We start from the raw sequence: 14,951 nt of genomic DNA, 5'->3' as shown, positions 1-14,951 counted from the left end.
AACGTCGTGGGCGTGCAGCAAAGAGCCTGTGCGACAAGCGCTGGCCAGGGTGCCGTTGCCGTCCGAACTGGAGGGCGCTGTGGCGAAACGGCGCGATGAGTACCGGGCCGGGCGACTCTGCGCGGTCTATGCGCTTGGTCTGTTGGGCATCGACAGCGGCGTGCCGGGCAGGGGGGCTGACCGTCTTCCGCGGTGGCCCCCTGGCGTGCTTGGCAGCATCTCTCACTGCAGCGATCTGGCGTTATCCGCCGTGGCACCCTCTGATTTATATGCAGGGGTGGGCATTGACGTGGAGCAGTGTCTGGACGCTGATGAGACCGATAGCGTGGCAGAGGTGGTCGCGAGTGGTGCTGAACTCCTGCACCTTCCAGGGTGGCTATCGAGGTCTATGGCGGTGACGCTTCTTTTCAGTGCAAAGGAGGCGATCTACAAGGCCATCTTTCCGGGCGTAAAGCGCTACGTGGACTTCGCGGAGGTCTGTCTGCATCGTGCGCTGCCTGGCCTTCTTGTCTTTCGTCCGTCGTGCGCATGGCAATCTGCTGGACCACCCCACGGGAGAGCGCCTTGGCACGAGCATATCGAGTGGCCTGTGGCCTTTCATATTGAAGGGGGCAAGGTCATCACCCTGTGCCTGCTCGGCGGTGAGTCGTAAGGCGGCTCTTGACGGAATGGCGCGGAGCGTCTTGAAGATCGATACGAAGAGCGTTGCGAAAGCCGTCGGACGCCAGGCGTGGAGGTCTCTTTTGGTGCAAGTCAGCAAGAATGGATGCACCAAGAGGGTGCCTTTGCCAGCCCGAAGAGAACGGGAGATAACACCGGGGCCCGTGAAAACATAAGTGGCATGGAACTTGCTTTGTCAGAGTGAGGCGACGATCGCGCACCGCGGCCTGTCGCCACGACTCCGATAACGACAACGTCACCCTGGAGAATTTCCCATGTCCTTAGCTTCGGCCTCTGCTGTGCTCAATCCTGCCCGCCGTTCCTTGGCGCTTTCTGCCTTTGCGCTGTCAGCACTGTCTGTGGCGATGGCGGCTCCCGCCGTTGCCGACGAGGACCCGATCAAGGTCGGCATCCTGCATTCCCTGTCCGGCACCATGGCGATCAGCGAGTCGACGCTCAAGGACACCATGCTGATGCTGATCGAGCAGCAGAATGAAGCGGGGGGGTTGCTGGGTCGCGAGCTGGAGCCGGTGGTGGTTGACCCGGCATCCAACTGGCCGCTGTTTGCCGAGAAAGCGCGTGAGCTGTTGGCCCAGGATGAGGTCGACGTGATCTTCGGCAACTGGACCTCGGTCTCTCGCAAGTCCGTGCTGCCGGTGGTGGAAGAGCTTAATGGACTGCTGTTCTACCCGGTTCAGTATGAGGGGGAAGAGTCCTCCGAGAACGTCTTCTACACGGGCGCTGCACCGAACCAGCAGGCCATTCCGGCCGTCGACTACCTGATGAACGATGTCGGCGTGGAGCGCTGGGTGCTGGCGGGCACCGACTACGTCTATCCGCGCACCACCAACAAGATCCTCGAGGCCTACCTGAAGTCCCAGGGGGTGGCCGACGAGGACATCATGGTCAACTACACCCCTTTCGGTCACTCGGATTGGCAGAACATCGTCTCCGAGATCAAGCAGTTTGGCGGAGCGGGCAAGAAAACCGCCGTGGTCTCCACGATCAACGGCGACGCCAATGTTCCCTTCTATCGTGAGCTGGCCAACCAGGGCGTTGATGCCGCTGATATTCCAGTCGTCGCCTTCTCCGTAGGTGAGCAGGAGCTTTCCGGCCTGGATACGGCTCCCTTGGTAGGCCACCTGGCAGCCTGGAACTACTTCATGAGCGTCGACGAAGACGCCAACTACGACTTTATCGACGCCTGGTACGACTACACGGGGGACGACAACGCCGTGACCAACGACCCCATGGAAGCTCACTACATTGGCTTCAACATGTGGACAGAAGCGGTGCGCAAGGCTGGTACCACCGAGGTGGACGCCGTCAAGGAAGCCATTATTGGGGTGTCGGTGCCCAACCTCACCGGTGGTTACGCCACCATGATGCCCAACCACCACATCACCAAGCCCGTGCTGATCGGTGAAATCCAGGACAACGGCCAATTCTCGGTCGTGTGGGAAACGCCCTCCACCGTCGCTGGGGATGCCTGGTCAGACTACCTGGAAGGCTCCCGCGATCTCATCAGCGACTGGCGTGCACCGCTCGAGTGCGGCAACTACAACGTGGTGCAGGGTAGCTGCGGCGGCGGCGCCGACGTTGCTGCCACGGAGTGACATTCGCTACCAAAAACACGGCCGGGGCGCCATGACGTCCCGGCCAGGACCACGCCCATCATGATGCCCTTGACGATCTGACAAGGGCGCTCACGGAATTCCGCTATGAACACAACAGCATGGCGATACTGGTTGAAGGCGCTGCTGCTGGTCAGCCTGGTCGCTCTTGGGCCATGTGCTCTTGGACAGGACAACGCCGCAGCGCAGGACACCAGTGCAACTCCAGAGGAAGACGCTGGTCGCGAGCTGCTGCAGGCACTCGCTGAGGCCAACTTTCGCGAAAAGGAGGCGGCTATCGATGCCATTGCCGCGAGTGGTGACACGCGCGCACGCGGATGGCTCGAGAGTTTCGCCGAGGGCAAGCTGGCCCAGGTCAAGGACAGCGGCGACATCGTCGTGATTCTGGCCAACCGAGGCCGTCAATGGCCGGTGGCAGATGCCCTCACCATGGAAGAGGCGGGGGAGGTGTCGCGGCGCGAGCTTGACCGGGTCGCCATCAACAATCGTCTGCGTGGCCACCTGGACAGCACTCTGGCCCTGCTGGATCTGCGCGTCGATGATCCCGCGCAGCGGCTGATTGCAGCGAAAGCGCTGCTGGGGGACGTCGATACCGAGGTGGTGGAGTCCCTGTCGGAACTTGCCCAGAACGAGAGTGACCCGGAGGTGGCGGCGGCCCTGACCCAGGCGATTGCCATTCACCGACTGGAGCAGGGCGACAGCGCCGCTGTCGCGGATCTCGCCGGCAGTCTGAATGGACAGGTCAGGGCGGCATTGATGCAGGCCAGCCGCAGCGAAGACGCCATGGTGGCCGACGCGGCGTCCGCAGCGCTGGCTGACATTGAGCAGTCGCTAAAGCTCAATCGCGCCGCAGAGACGCTGTACTTTGGCCTTTCGCTGGGCTCTGTCCTGGTCCTGGCCGCTATTGGTCTGGCGATCACCTTCGGCGTGATGGGTGTGATCAACATGGCTCACGGCGAACTGATCATGCTGGGAGCCTACACCACCTGGGCGATGCAGCAGCTGTTGCCGGGGCAGCCGGGGCTGGCGCTGCTGCTGGCGATACCGGCAGGCTTTCTGGTGGCGGCACTGGTGGGTGTCGCTATCGAGCGGGGCGTCATCCAGTTTCTGAAGGGGCGTCCGCTGGAAACCCTGCTGGCCACCTTTGGTGTCAGCCTGATCTTGCAGCAGCTGGTACGTACGCTGATTTCACCCCTGAATCGTACCGTGGTGACGCCGGAGTGGATGAGCGGCTCGCTGGTCATCAACGATGCGCTGTCGCTGACCCTCAACCGGCTGTACGTGCTCGGGTTTGCGGTGCTGGTCTTTGCCGCGCTGATGCTGGTCATGCGCAGGACGCGATTGGGCCTGGAGGTGAGAGCTGTCACCCAGAATCGTGCCATGGCGCGTTCTATGGGGATTCGGGCGACCCGTGTCGATATCTTGACGTTTGCGTTGGGCTCCGGCGTGGCAGGCCTTGCTGGCGTGGCGCTGTCCCAGCTGACCAACGTGGGTCCCAACCTGGGTCAGAACTACATCATCGATTCCTTCATGGTGGTGGTGTTCGGTGGCGTCGGCAATCTGTGGGGCACCCTGGTCGCCGGGCTCTCGCTTGGCGTGATCAATCAGGTACTTGAGCCCTGGGCCGGGGCAGTGCTGGCCAAGATTCTGGTGCTGGTGTTCATCATTCTGTTCATTCAAAAGCGGCCGCGGGGACTGTTCCCGCAGAAAGGCCGCGCGGCGGAGGGCTGAGCATGATGACATCCCGACACTGGCTTGCTCGCCCCTTTGGCGAGCGCTCAACGCTGACCTTCCTGGCGGTGCTCTGTAGCGCCATGGCTCTGGTGGTGCTGGCCAACCTGTTGCCCGCCGATCACCCGCTTCACGTCTCTACTTATACCGTTACCTTGCTCGGCAAGTATCTGTGTTATGCCTTGCTGGCGGTCGCTGTGGACCTGGTCTGGGGGTATCTAGGCATTCTCAGCCTTGGCCACGGTGCTTTCTTCGCGCTGGGCGGCTACGCCATGGGCATGTACCTGATGCGCCAGATCGGCGACCGCGGCGTCTATGGCGACCCGTTGCTGCCCGATTTCATGGTCTTCCTCGACTGGGATAGCCTTCCCTGGTACTGGCTGGGGTTCGACATGCCGGGCGTGGCCTTTGCGATGGTGCTGTTGGCGCCGGGCCTACTGGCGCTGGTGTTCGGCTTTCTGGCGTTCCGTTCACGGGTCACCGGGGTTTACCTGTCGATCATCACCCAGGCCCTGACCTTCGCGCTGATGCTGGCGTTCTTCCGCAACGAGATGGGCTTTGGCGGCAACAATGGCCTGACCGACTTCAAGGAGCTGCTGGGCTTCGACTTGTCCGCCGACAGCACGCGCCTGGGCTTGTTCATCGCCTCAGGCGTCGCCCTGGCAATAGGGTTTCTGTTGTGCCGAGCCATTGTCGTGAGCAAGCTTGGCCGCGTCTGCGTGGCAGTACGTGACGCTGAGTCGCGCACTCGCTTTCTCGGCTACCGGGTAGAGCGCTACCAGCTGTTCGTGTTCGTCGTCTCGGCGATGCTGGCCGGGGTTGCTGGCGCCCTGTATGTGCCCCAGGTAGGGATCATCAATCCCAGCGAATTCTCCCCGCTGTTTTCCATCGAGATCGTGGTGTGGGTGGCCCTTGGTGGGCGGGCGACCCTGTATGGCGCGGTCATAGGCGCGCTGGCGGTGAACTATGCCAAGAGCGTGTTCACCGGGATCATGCCCGAGGCCTGGCTGTTTGCCCTGGGGGCGCTGTTCGTGCTGGTCACCGTGCTGCTGCCTCAGGGTATCGCCGGGCTATTGTCGCGTCGCCGTCAGCACGATGATGCACCTAACAACATGGCGGTAAAACAGGAGGCGACCCCATGAGTTTTCTGCATGGTCTGGCCGATCGCGATCGTGTCTTCGACTTTCTGGTGCCGCAGGCGTCGCCGGTCGATGTCCGCCATGGCCCCATCCTCTATCTGGAGGATGTCTCCGTCAGTTTTGATGGGTTCAAGGCCATCAATGGGCTCAACCTGACGATCGATGATGGTGAGCTGCGCTGCATCATCGGGCCCAACGGTGCCGGCAAGACCACCATGATGGACATCATCACCGGCAAGACCCGCCCTGATACGGGCAGCGTGTGGTTTGGCAGCCGTCATAACCTGCTGACCAAGAACGAGCCGGAGATCGCACGCCTGGGTATTGGAAGGAAATTCCAGAAACCCACGGTGTTCGAGGCGCTCAGCGTGTTCGAGAACCTGGAGCTTGCCATGGCCACCGACAAGAGTCTGTGGCCCACCCTGGTCGCTCGACTGAATGCCGACCTGCGCAATCGTATCGAAGAGGTCATGGAAACCGTCGGCCTGTCAGCCTTGAGCCGTCGCCAGGCGGGCATCCTGTCCCACGGACAGAAGCAGTGGCTCGAGATCGGCATGCTGCTGATGCAGCGTCCTCGGCTGCTGCTGGTCGACGAGCCGGTGGCGGGCATGACCGAGCAGGAAATGGAGCGCACGGCCGAGCTTTTGAAGGGACTTGCCGGCAAGCACTCGGTGGTGGTGGTGGAGCACGATATGGGCTTCGTCAGGTCCATCGCGCGCACCGTCACGGTGCTGCATCAAGGCTCCGTGCTGGCGGAAGGCAGCATGGACAAGGTGGCCAGCGACCCCAGGGTGGTCGAGGTCTATCTGGGTGGCGATGAGGAGGCTGCATGATGGGACTGGAACGCTTTCCACTGGATCCCGGTGTAAGAAGTGCCTATGTCGTCGCATGGGATCGCGTCACGGGACCCCGCATGAAAAGACGGCGATATCCGCGCTGGCTCGCTGCGCTGGCACATCGGAGGGCCCGCCAATGCTGAACATTCGTGGGCTCAACCAGTTCTATGGCGAAAGCCATACGCTGTGGGACCTGGATCTGCAGGTGCCCAAAGCGGCCTGCACCTGCGTGCTGGGGCGCAATGGTGTCGGCAAGACGACGTTGATGAAAGCCATCATGGGCGAAGTGCCGATCCGTGGAGGAGCGCTGGAATACGCGGATGGCGTGGCTCTGGAGCGCCGTCGGCTGGAAGATCGCTCGCGCCTTGGCATCGGTTACGTGCCTCAGGGACGGCAGATTTTTCCACTGCTGACGGTGGAAGAGAACCTGCGTACCGGTCTGGCAGCGCGCGGGGATGGCCTGCGCCAGGTACCCGAGCGCATCTACGAGCTGTTTCCCGTGCTCAAGGAAATGCGCCAGCGTCGTGGCGGGGATCTTTCGGGCGGCCAGCAGCAGCAGCTGGCCATCGGGCGTGCGTTGGTACTCGAGCCCAAGCTACTGATCCTCGATGAGCCGGGGGAGGGCATCCAGCCGAACATCGTCGCCCAGATTGGCGAGGTCATTCGCCGTCTTATCGCCGATGATGGGCTGACCGTACTGCTGGTGGAGCAGAAGCTCCCCTTTGCTCGCCGTTTTGCAGATCGTTTTGCCATCCTTGATCGTGGCCGGCGCGTAGCGGAGGGCGACATAGCAGCATTGAGTGATGACGTGGTGAAGCGCTACCTGACCGTCTAGGGCGAAAGTGGCGGTCGACAGCTCGCAGCACCAGCCTTGCTCGGGCTCGAGTGAAACGGGAGCCTTTAGCCGTGGGGCTCGGCGGCATCAACCAGGGTGAGCTGGACGTAGTGTCCCCCTGGCACCGGCTGGTTGTGATAGTGCCAGCCGAGCCGCTCGGTGAGCTGAGCTGTCAGCTCTAGGCCAAGGCCGAAGCCCAGGTCGTCGACAGTATCTGGGTAGCCTGCGGGGGCATCGTGGTCGGCATCTTGGCTGTCACCGCTTCCGTCTTCCTGCCCGTCGGCGCGCTGCAGGTTGTCGATAAAGACCGTCTTACCCTGCTGACGCAGGGTGACGTCACCCGCCCAGGTGTGCTGGAAGGCGTTGCGGATGAGGTTGCCAAGGACCATGCGTAGTGCCACCTCGGACTGTTCCAGGGTGGCCGGGCTTGTGGTCACGCTGAGGGCGACGTCCTTGTCGCGTAGCAAGTAGCGGTGTTCTTCGACGATGTCCTGTACCAGCTGATCCAGTGCGATGGGACGGGTGGGCAGATCGATGGGCTCGTCGCGGCTTAGCCACAGGAGGGTTTCCGTCAGATGCTTCATGTTCAGGCTGGCGCGATCCAGGCGATCGATGATCGACGCCAGCACGGATCGGGCCGCAGGCGCCTGCTCCGGCGGTAGCGAGCGGATCAGTTCGATGCCGCTTCGCATCACACTGATCGGCGTGCGCAATTCATGGCTTGAGTGTCGCAGGAAGCGATGTTCCCGTTCGAGACTGTCTTGCTGGGAGGACAGGCTGTCGCGTACCAGCGAGGCCAGTTCGTTGAGCTCGGGGTAGCGGAAGTCCGGCAGAGGGTCCTGCAGGTTGGCGCTTTCCAGATCACGCGCCCACCGGCCCAGGCGCGCTACCGGCTTGCTTAGCTGACGCAGCAGTAGCCAGATCGCTAGTGCCAGGGCGACGGCGGTACTGAGGCTGATAAGCAGAAGGCTTGTGAGGTTGTCACGGATGGTGCGATGTACCAGGCTCGACATCTGCTGGCGTGTCAGAGTGTGGCTGACAAACAGCGTCCCCTCGTCGGTGGGAAAGCGCATGGCGAAGACCAGCCTGCCGCGGCGACCATTCGGCTTCGTCTCACGCGACGTGACCAGGCGCGTATCCTGCTGCGGCGGCTGTGGCAACAAGCTGCGGATCTGCCTGGGCTGTTGCTGCCAGGTCGAGGTGACGGTGAAGGCGTCCAGGTCGGGTTCTGCCGTGCCTTTGGCCCGCTGTCGAATGTGCTGATGCACCGCCTGTTCCATGGCCCCCACCATGGTGCTGTCCATCCCCAGCTTGAAGTAGTGGGCCGCCAGCAGCGAGTAGCCTCCCACCAGCAGCGCACCCAAGGTGAGCAGGATCGCCGCGAGCTGTCGCTTAAGGCGTATCTGACGGATCATCCCGTGCCTCCCTCAAGGCGAACCCGCGTCCGGGGATCGTGTGTATCAGCGGCGGATCGAAGTCTCGATCCACGGCCTTGCGCAGATGGTGCATATGTACCTTGAGGCTATTGCTGTCGGGAGGTTCCTCGCCCCACACCGCCTCCTCCAGAGCGCGGCGGCTGACGACCCCGGGCGATGCGCGCAGCAGGGGTTCCAGCAGTCGCCAGCCGGTAGGTGACAGGTGCAGCGGCTGACCGTCTCTAAGCACCGTCAGGGAGACCAGATCCATCACCAGGCCAGCGTAGTGCAGCCGCTTGATCTGCCCGCTGCGTCGCTGGCCCAGGGCGCGAATGCGCAGCGCCAACTCCTTCAGTTCGAACGGCTTGACCAGGTAGTCATCGGCGCCCGCCTCGAAGCCATCGACCTTGTCGTCGAGGCGGTCGCGGGCGGTCAACATCAGGATGCTGGTGTCATCGCCCGCGTGGCGAACCTCGCGGCAGACGCTCAGGCCATCCAGTCGCGGCAGATTGAGATCCAGCAGGATGACGTCATAGCGATTGTCGCGGATGAGCGTGAGGCCGCGCTGGCCATTGCTGGCGTGATCGCACCGGATCTGCTGGATCTCCAGGTATTGCACGATGGTCATGGCCAGATCCAGGTCATCTTCCACCAGCAGCACGTTCAGCATGGGGTTTCGGCCTCGTCTTCACCGGGCGTGCGTCGCCTCCAGCGTGTGAGCCATTGCTCGAGGCTGGTCTGCAGGCTCAGCAGCACCGGTATCAGGATTAGCGTGATCAGGGTGGCGAACAGGATACCGTATGCCAGCGACACTGCGGCCGGAATCAGAAACTGGGCCTGATGGGACGTTTCTCCCAGGAGGGGATAGAGCCCGGCAAAGGTGGTGGCCGAGGTCAGCACGACGGCACGCATGCGACTTGTGGCGGAGGCGACGATGGCGTCCGGGATGGCCAGGCCTTCGTCTCGCAGCTCGTTGAAACGGGACACTAGCAAAAGGCTGTCGTTTACCACCACGCCGGACAGGGCAATGATGCCATTGAGGGACAGGATCCCGAGGGACAGGTCATTGAGCCAGTGACCGAGCAGCGCCCCGACCACGCCGAAGGGGATCGCGGTCATGATCAGCAGAGGCTGAACGTAGGATTTCAGGGGGACCGCCAGCAGCATGTAGATCAGCAGTATGGCGAAGGCGAAGACCGTGACCATCGAGGACTGGGTTTCCTGCTGCTGCTCGGCCTCGCCAGCGAAGTGGATGTCGACGCCGGGGTAGGCGCTGCGGATATCCGGGACGACCTCCTGTTCGAGCAGGGTCACCAGTTCGCTGGCCGAGATCAGCTCCTTGTCCACGTCGCCGGAAATATAGATGGCCCGCTGGTTATCGATCCGGGTGATGGTGTCGCGGGTGTAGCCGAGACTCGCTGTAGCGACGCTGGACAGCGGCAGCACGGTACCATCCGGTGCACGTACCCGCGACGACAGCACGTCGACCAGCGACTGGCGCTCGCTCTCGGGAAAGCGCACCTTCACCTCTATCTCGTCGTTGCCGCGCTGATAGCGCTGCACCACCTGACCATTGAAGCCCTGCATGACCTGTTCTGCCAGCTCGTCGGTGGTCATGCCAAGCGCGCGCCCCTGGGCGGTGAGGTCGAGCTGAAGCTGAGGTTGGCCCGGGCGGAGATTGTCTTCCAGGCCGCTGACGGCATCGATGGCTTCAAGACGCGCGCGGAACTCGTCGCCGGCCGCGCTCAGCAGGGTATCGTCGCTGGCGCGAAGCTCGACGCGAAGCGCAGAGAAGTCACTGCGCCGGCTCTGAACACTCAGCGTGCGGGTGCCTTCCGGGAGCCCGGCAAGGGCCGTCCACTGGTGTGCGAACTGGTCAAGGTCGTAGGGCGAATCATCGGCAAGCTTGACCGTGACAGTCCCTGACTGGTCATCACTCGAGGTGATCTGCAGGTGCTCGATGGCGCTGACGCCTTTGCCCTGGCGCAGCGTGGTATCGGCCTCGATGGCACTGTCCTGCAGGCGGTCCAGCGCCCGGTGGGTCAAGCCGTAACTCGCATCGTTTTCCAGCGTGATGTTGGCGCGCGCCGTATCGCCTGCAATATCGGGGAAGAAACTCATGCGAATGCTGCCGTTGAACGGCATGGCCAGGACCAGGATCAACAGCGCCGTGAACAGCACTGTGACGCTTGCTCGATGCACCAGAGCGAGCTTGACCAGCGGACGATAGACGGCCTGGGTGAAGCGTTCCATCGCGCCAGAGGCGGCGTCCTGTAGCCGCCCCCACAGCCGGCCAAGACGATGACGGGAAGTCGAGGAGCGGGTATTCAGGTGCGCCAGGTGGGCCGGCAGAATCAGCTTCGACTCGATGATCGACAGCACCAGACACAGGCCGACCACGGCGGCGAATTGGGCGTAGAGCTTGCCCAGTCTGCCCTCTATCTGCGAGAGCGCAAAGAAGGCCACCACCGTGGTAAACACGCCAAACAGGGTGGGCACCGCGACGCGCAGGGTGCCACGAATGGTGTTGTCCAGGGTGTCACCATGGGCGCGGCGCTCGGCGTAGACGCTTTCGCCCACGACCACGGCATCGTCGACCACGATGCCCAGCGCCATGATGAAGCCAAAGGTGGTGAATTCGTTGAGGGTAAGCCCAAGCAAGGGCTCGCCCATGAAGTAGAGCGTACCGCAGAACACAAAGGGGAGACCCATGGCCACCCACAGCGCGACCCTCAGGTTGAGAAACAGCGCCAGCAGGGTAAACACCAGCAGAATGCCGTACAGCGCATTGTCGATCAGCAGCGCCAGGCGTTCGTTGATCGAGGTGCTGCGATCGTACCAGGTGGCCAGCTGCACGTTCTGGGGCAGAAGCCCATCGTCACGCCACTGCTGAATCACTTCGCGGGCGCCAATGACCGAGTCTGAAATGTCATCGGTGCCGGTGGTGACGATCTGTAGCGCGATGCTGTCCTCGCCATCAAAGCGCGACAGGCTGGAGGTGGTGTCGTCGAAGGTGTCGCGGATCCTGGCCACATCACCGAGGCGGATCTGATCGCCCTGGGTGGTGGTGATCAGTGGAATGGCGGCGAACTCATCCTTGAGGTACGCCTGGCGCGACGCCTTGAGCTGCAGGTAGAGATCGGCATTGCGCAATACGGCGCTGGAAGTGCTGGTCGAGCTCGCATTGACCGCCTCCTCTACGTCGGTGAGCGAAAGGCCGTAGGCTTCCAGGCGACCCTCGTCGATCTCGATGGCCATCATTGGATCTAGCCAGCCACTGATCGAGACACGACTGACGTCCTGATGGGCCAGCAGGTCTGCCTTGAGGTCGTCGGCCAACTGCTGCAGGGTGGCGCGGTCAGCGTCGCCATAGAGCTGAATCCACAGCGAGTGCTCCTCGCGCTCAGCCTTGCTGATGACCGGATTGTCAGCGTCGGCCGGAAAGTTGGAGATAGCGTCCACCTGGGTCTTGACGTCTCTAAGCAGGGTATCCAGGTCGTAGTCGGAGGTCTTCTCCACGGTCACGGTGGTGCCACTGGTGGTGGAGGTGCTGACGATCGAATCGATACCGATGACCCCTTCCAGCGCATCCTCGATCTTGATCGCGAGTCCTTCTTCTGACTGCCTTGCCGAGCCACTGTCGTAGCTGACCGAGATGCTCAGGCTGTCGGGTTCGGTGCTCGGGAAGGCCTCCTTCTGGAGGGTGCCAAGGGCGCTGACGCCCAGCGCGATCACCAGCAACATCAAGAGATTGGCAGCGACCGGGTTGCGGGCAAACCAGGCGATCACGCCTTGGCGATGGCTCGTGTCAGACATCCTGTCGGGCCTCCACGGTGGTCACCAGCATGCCCTGGACGTAGCTGCTCAGGGGTTGCACGACCACCCGGGTCGGCTGATCAGCGATCGCCTCGGGCGGTCTTACGTATATCGTGGCACCGTCGCTGAAGACGGCCTCGGTCGAGACGCTGGCCAGAGCGTCATCGTCGGTGACGTACCAGAGCTGTCCGGACTGGCCGAGGGCGGTGGCGGGGAGCTGCCACAACCCATCGAGCGTACGTCCGCTGAGGCTCGCCTCGAGGAACGTGCCGGGCAGCAGGGCGGGGGTCTGGTCGAACGGGGCCTGAACCCCGATCACCAGCGAGCGCTGGCGGCTGGTGGCGTCCAGGTGCTGATGCGCCCGGATGACCTGTCCGGTCCATTGCTCTCCGCTCTCGATATCGGTCAGCGTGACGGGCCAGTCACCCGCAGCAAGCGTGGCCGAGTCCGGTAGTTGCGCCCATTCCGCGGCGGACAGGCTCACGGTGATCTCGATGCGGTCGGTGCTGACCAGGGTGGCGATCTCGGTGCCAGACTGCACGAAACTGCCCGGGGCGATGTGGCGATCGGTGATCAGGGCATCGAAGGGGGCGGTGATGCGGGTCTGGTCGAGGTCCTGGCGAGCGGCGGCCAGCGACGCCTTGGCCTCATCGACCGCCGCCTGCGCGGCGGCGAGCTGGGGGGCGCGAAGTACCAGCGGCGAGTCAGGCTCGCCCGAGAGCCCCGACGAGCGCCACTCGATTCTGGACTGTTCTCCCTGGCGTTGTTCCTCCAGCAGGCTCACCTCGGCAGTGGCCAGCGTCGATTGGGCGACGGCCAGGGCCTCCTGGTAACCACTGTCCTCCAGGGTGGCCAGCAATTCGCCCTTACCGATACGAAGACCTCCCTCGAAGTTGTCGGCAAGGCCGTCGACGCGCCCGGACACCTCGGCGCTCAGGGTCAGCTCGAAATGTGCGCTGGCTTCTCCGTAGGCGATGATGCGGGCAGCGTGGGCCGCGGTCTCTGCGGTGACCACCGTTACCTCGGTGCGCTGGGGGGCCTGCTGGCGGTCTGACTGACGCGCCTGCACCTGGCCTGAATCGGCCTCCGGCTGGCCACCAGGCCTGGGTGGCGAGTGCTGGCCTCGTGCCTGACCTGGCGTGACGACATGAACCACCACCGCCGCCAGTACCGCGAGGGCCAGACTCAGGGGCAGCGCTTTGCTCCAGCGACGTGTCATGGGGTCACTCCCAGTCCGAGTGCCAGGCCGAGGTCGATGCGATTGGCCAGGCGCTGATAGTTGAGGTCATCGAGTTGCGCCTCGAGGTCGTAGGTCTGTTGTTGCACCGAAAGCAGGTCGAGGATGTCGACCAGCCCCGAGCGGTAGCTCGACTGGTACTGGGCCAGGGTAGATTGCTGGCGGTCCAGGGCATTGGCGATGTGCTGCTGTTGCAGGGCGAGAGAGCGCTCGAGCCCGAGGGCATCTTCCACCTCGCCAACCGCCTCGAGCAGGGTCTCGCGGTACGCCTGGTAGCCCTGCGCGGTCTCCAGTTCGGCTTCTTCGGCGGCTGCGCGAAGCTCGCCTCCCTGGAACAGCGGAGCCGTCAGTTGACCCAGCAGCGACCACACCGGATCGGTCAGCAGCGCCTGGGATGGCGAGTCGGCCACGTCCTCGATGGCGGCCTGCAGGCTGATGCTTGGCAGCAGGTCCTTGTAGGCGGCCTGGGTGCGATAGTCGGCCGCCTGAATGGCGTGGTAGGCCGCGATCAGGTCCGGTCGGCGACGCAGCGACTGGCTTGGCAGCTCTGCCAGCGGTGTCAGTACCGCGGGATAGTCGTCGGCCACCTCCTCGCCGCTATCGGGAATCTCGCCCAGCAGGGTCTGCAGTGCACGCTGCTGTTGCGCCAGGCTTTCTTGATACTCCACCAGGCTGGCACGGGCACTGGCCGTGGAGCTTCGCGCGCTGTCCAGATCCTCGAGGCTGCCGAGCCCGCTGCGATAGCGCTCAAGGATCAGGGACTCGTTGCTTTCAAGGGTGGACAGGCGCTGCTGCTGGATGGTGATGGCATGACGCTGCGCGATCAGCGCAAGCCAGCTGGTCATCACGTCGGCCGCCAAGGTGTCCCGGGCGGCCTGATACAGGGCCGCCTGTTGTGCGACGTCCTGATCGGCGGCGGCGGTGCGATCGGCAATCTTCTGCCACAGATCGGCTTCCCAACTGACCGAGACTGAGCCGCTGTAGGTGCTGGCACTGTCTTCGCTGTCACTGGCGCTGAAGCCGGCTTCGACCTCGGGCAGGCGGTCAGCACCGGTCTGGCGCAGCTGTGTCTGGCGGATACGCAGCGTCAACAGGGTCTGTTGCAGGCCGGGGTTGGCCTGCAGCGCCCTTTCAACGAGCTGATCGAGCGCATCGGACGCGATTAGGTCGTTGAGTGAGCCGACGTCGCTACCGCCGACAGCTGCCGACCAGTCCGGCACCTGGGCGATCAAGGCGTCGGTCCTGTCAGGGTAGGAGGTTGGCTCGTCGATCATGGAGCAGCCAGCCAGCGTCAACAGCAGGACGCCCGCCAGCAAGGCAGGGAAAGGGGCCCGAACCATGATAATGGATCTCCTGGGTTCTCGAAGGCGCGCAGCATAGCCGAGCGGGGGGTTAAGGCAGGGTTAACGGCAGTAGCAAGCGGCGTGACAGGAAGGCGATCGAAGGACGGTGGAGGGAAGGTAGAAGAAGGGCGGCAGGAAGGGCGGCAGAAAGGGCGGCAGAAAGGGCGGCAGAAAGGGCGGCAGAAAGGGCGGGGGAGGTCTCAGGCAGACAAATGACCACGCTGCACAGTCCTGGCGACGAGGTCCACAGCAATAGCGACATGCGCACCAAAATGATGCTGGATGCGCTTAGCGGTGCACCGAGT

General features: G+C 63.3%; 11 protein-coding genes. 6 read left to right on the top strand and 5 right to left on the bottom strand.

The annotated features are described in order from the left end of the window. Window positions 1-28 precede the first annotated feature (28 nt). The 6 genes from KUV45_RS16350 (at window position 29) to urtE (ending at window position 6,835) form a co-directional block, all read left to right on the top strand. Window positions 29-652 (top strand): 4'-phosphopantetheinyl transferase, encoded by a 624-nt coding sequence (locus tag KUV45_RS16350; protein ID WP_222163363.1) that lies wholly within the window; start codon window positions 29-31, stop codon window positions 650-652. Window positions 653-1,025: 373 nt separating this feature from the next. After that, complete coding sequence (gene urtA, locus KUV45_RS16345) at window positions 1,026-2,276, top strand: urea ABC transporter substrate-binding protein (RefSeq protein WP_224852092.1); 1,251 nt, start codon at window positions 1,026-1,028, stop codon at window positions 2,274-2,276. 105 nt (window positions 2,277-2,381) lie between these two features. Then, window positions 2,382-4,025: an urea ABC transporter permease subunit UrtB gene (gene urtB, locus KUV45_RS16340; RefSeq protein ID WP_222163362.1), complete on the top strand. Its 1,644-nt coding sequence runs from the start codon at window positions 2,382-2,384 to the stop codon at window positions 4,023-4,025. A gap of 2 nt (window positions 4,026-4,027) precedes the next feature. Further along, window positions 4,028-5,167 carry an urea ABC transporter permease subunit UrtC gene (gene urtC / locus KUV45_RS16335; RefSeq protein ID WP_222163361.1) on the top strand — a complete coding sequence of 380 codons (1,140 nt, stop codon included), beginning with the start codon at window positions 4,028-4,030 and terminating at the stop codon, window positions 5,165-5,167. Further along, on the top strand, window positions 5,164-5,997 hold the full coding sequence (gene urtD / locus KUV45_RS16330; protein WP_222163360.1) for an urea ABC transporter ATP-binding protein UrtD: 834 nt from the start codon (window positions 5,164-5,166) through the stop codon (window positions 5,995-5,997). Before urtC ends, urtD begins: the two co-directional genes overlap by 4 nt. A 139-nt stretch (window positions 5,998-6,136) precedes the next feature. Further along, entirely contained in the window at window positions 6,137-6,835 is a 699-nt protein-coding gene (gene urtE, locus KUV45_RS16325) for an urea ABC transporter ATP-binding subunit UrtE (RefSeq protein ID WP_206944661.1), read from the top strand. Window positions 6,836-6,900: 65 nt separating this feature from the next. On the opposite strand, the gene KUV45_RS16320 is transcribed toward urtE, so the two are convergent. From KUV45_RS16320 to KUV45_RS16300, 5 genes are read right to left on the bottom strand one after another with little or no spacing between them, the layout of a single operon-like run. After that, entirely contained in the window at window positions 6,901-8,250 is a 1,350-nt protein-coding gene (locus KUV45_RS16320; protein ID WP_222163359.1) for a HAMP domain-containing sensor histidine kinase, read from the bottom strand. Continuing rightward, the gene (locus KUV45_RS16315) at window positions 8,228-8,920 is read right to left on the bottom strand and encodes a response regulator transcription factor (RefSeq protein WP_222163358.1); all 693 of its coding nucleotides are present in this window, start codon (window positions 8,918-8,920) and stop codon (window positions 8,228-8,230) included. Before KUV45_RS16315 ends, KUV45_RS16320 begins: the two co-directional genes overlap by 23 nt. Then, entirely contained in the window at window positions 8,914-12,066 is a 3,153-nt protein-coding gene (locus KUV45_RS16310) for an efflux RND transporter permease subunit (RefSeq protein WP_222163357.1), read from the bottom strand. Before KUV45_RS16310 ends, KUV45_RS16315 begins: the two co-directional genes overlap by 7 nt. Beyond that, on the bottom strand, window positions 12,059-13,285 hold the full coding sequence (locus tag KUV45_RS16305) for an efflux RND transporter periplasmic adaptor subunit (protein ID WP_222163356.1): 1,227 nt from the start codon (window positions 13,283-13,285) through the stop codon (window positions 12,059-12,061). Before KUV45_RS16305 ends, KUV45_RS16310 begins: the two co-directional genes overlap by 8 nt. After that, window positions 13,282-14,643: a TolC family protein gene (locus KUV45_RS16300; RefSeq protein ID WP_222163355.1), complete on the bottom strand. Its 1,362-nt coding sequence runs from the start codon at window positions 14,641-14,643 to the stop codon at window positions 13,282-13,284. The genes KUV45_RS16305 and KUV45_RS16300 overlap by 4 nt, the downstream gene beginning before the upstream one ends. Between the last annotated feature and the right edge of the window lie 308 nt (window positions 14,644-14,951).

The organism is Halomonas sp. DP3Y7-2, from assembly GCF_019800795.1.
GTDB classification, from domain to species: Bacteria; Pseudomonadota; Gammaproteobacteria; order Pseudomonadales; family Halomonadaceae; genus Halomonas; species Halomonas litopenaei_A.
Note: the sequence above shows the minus strand (reverse complement) of the source record. Positions and strands in the feature narration are given on the sequence as shown.

What these genes read in the sequence shown, in the direction of transcription:
- urtC (WP_222163361.1), top strand. Translation starts at nt 4,028, where the DNA reads ATGATGACATCCCGACACTGGCTTGCTCGCCCCTTTGGCGAGCGCTCA.
- urtD (WP_222163360.1), top strand. Translation starts at nt 5,164, where the DNA reads ATGAGTTTTCTGCATGGTCTGGCCGATCGCGATCGTGTCTTCGACTTT.
- KUV45_RS16310 (WP_222163357.1), bottom strand. Translation starts at nt 12,066, where the DNA reads ATGTCTGACACGAGCCATCGCCAAGGCGTGATCGCCTGGTTTGCCCGC.
- urtE (WP_206944661.1), top strand. Translation starts at nt 6,137, where the DNA reads ATGCTGAACATTCGTGGGCTCAACCAGTTCTATGGCGAAAGCCATACG.
- KUV45_RS16305 (WP_222163356.1), bottom strand. Translation starts at nt 13,285, where the DNA reads ATGACACGTCGCTGGAGCAAAGCGCTGCCCCTGAGTCTGGCCCTCGCG.
- KUV45_RS16315 (WP_222163358.1), bottom strand. Translation starts at nt 8,920, where the DNA reads ATGCTGAACGTGCTGCTGGTGGAAGATGACCTGGATCTGGCCATGACC.
- KUV45_RS16320 (WP_222163359.1), bottom strand. Translation starts at nt 8,250, where the DNA reads ATGATCCGTCAGATACGCCTTAAGCGACAGCTCGCGGCGATCCTGCTC.
- urtA (WP_224852092.1), top strand. Translation starts at nt 1,026, where the DNA reads ATGGCGGCTCCCGCCGTTGCCGACGAGGACCCGATCAAGGTCGGCATC.
- KUV45_RS16300 (WP_222163355.1), bottom strand. Translation starts at nt 14,643, where the DNA reads ATGGTTCGGGCCCCTTTCCCTGCCTTGCTGGCGGGCGTCCTGCTGTTG.
- urtB (WP_222163362.1), top strand. Translation starts at nt 2,382, where the DNA reads ATGAACACAACAGCATGGCGATACTGGTTGAAGGCGCTGCTGCTGGTC.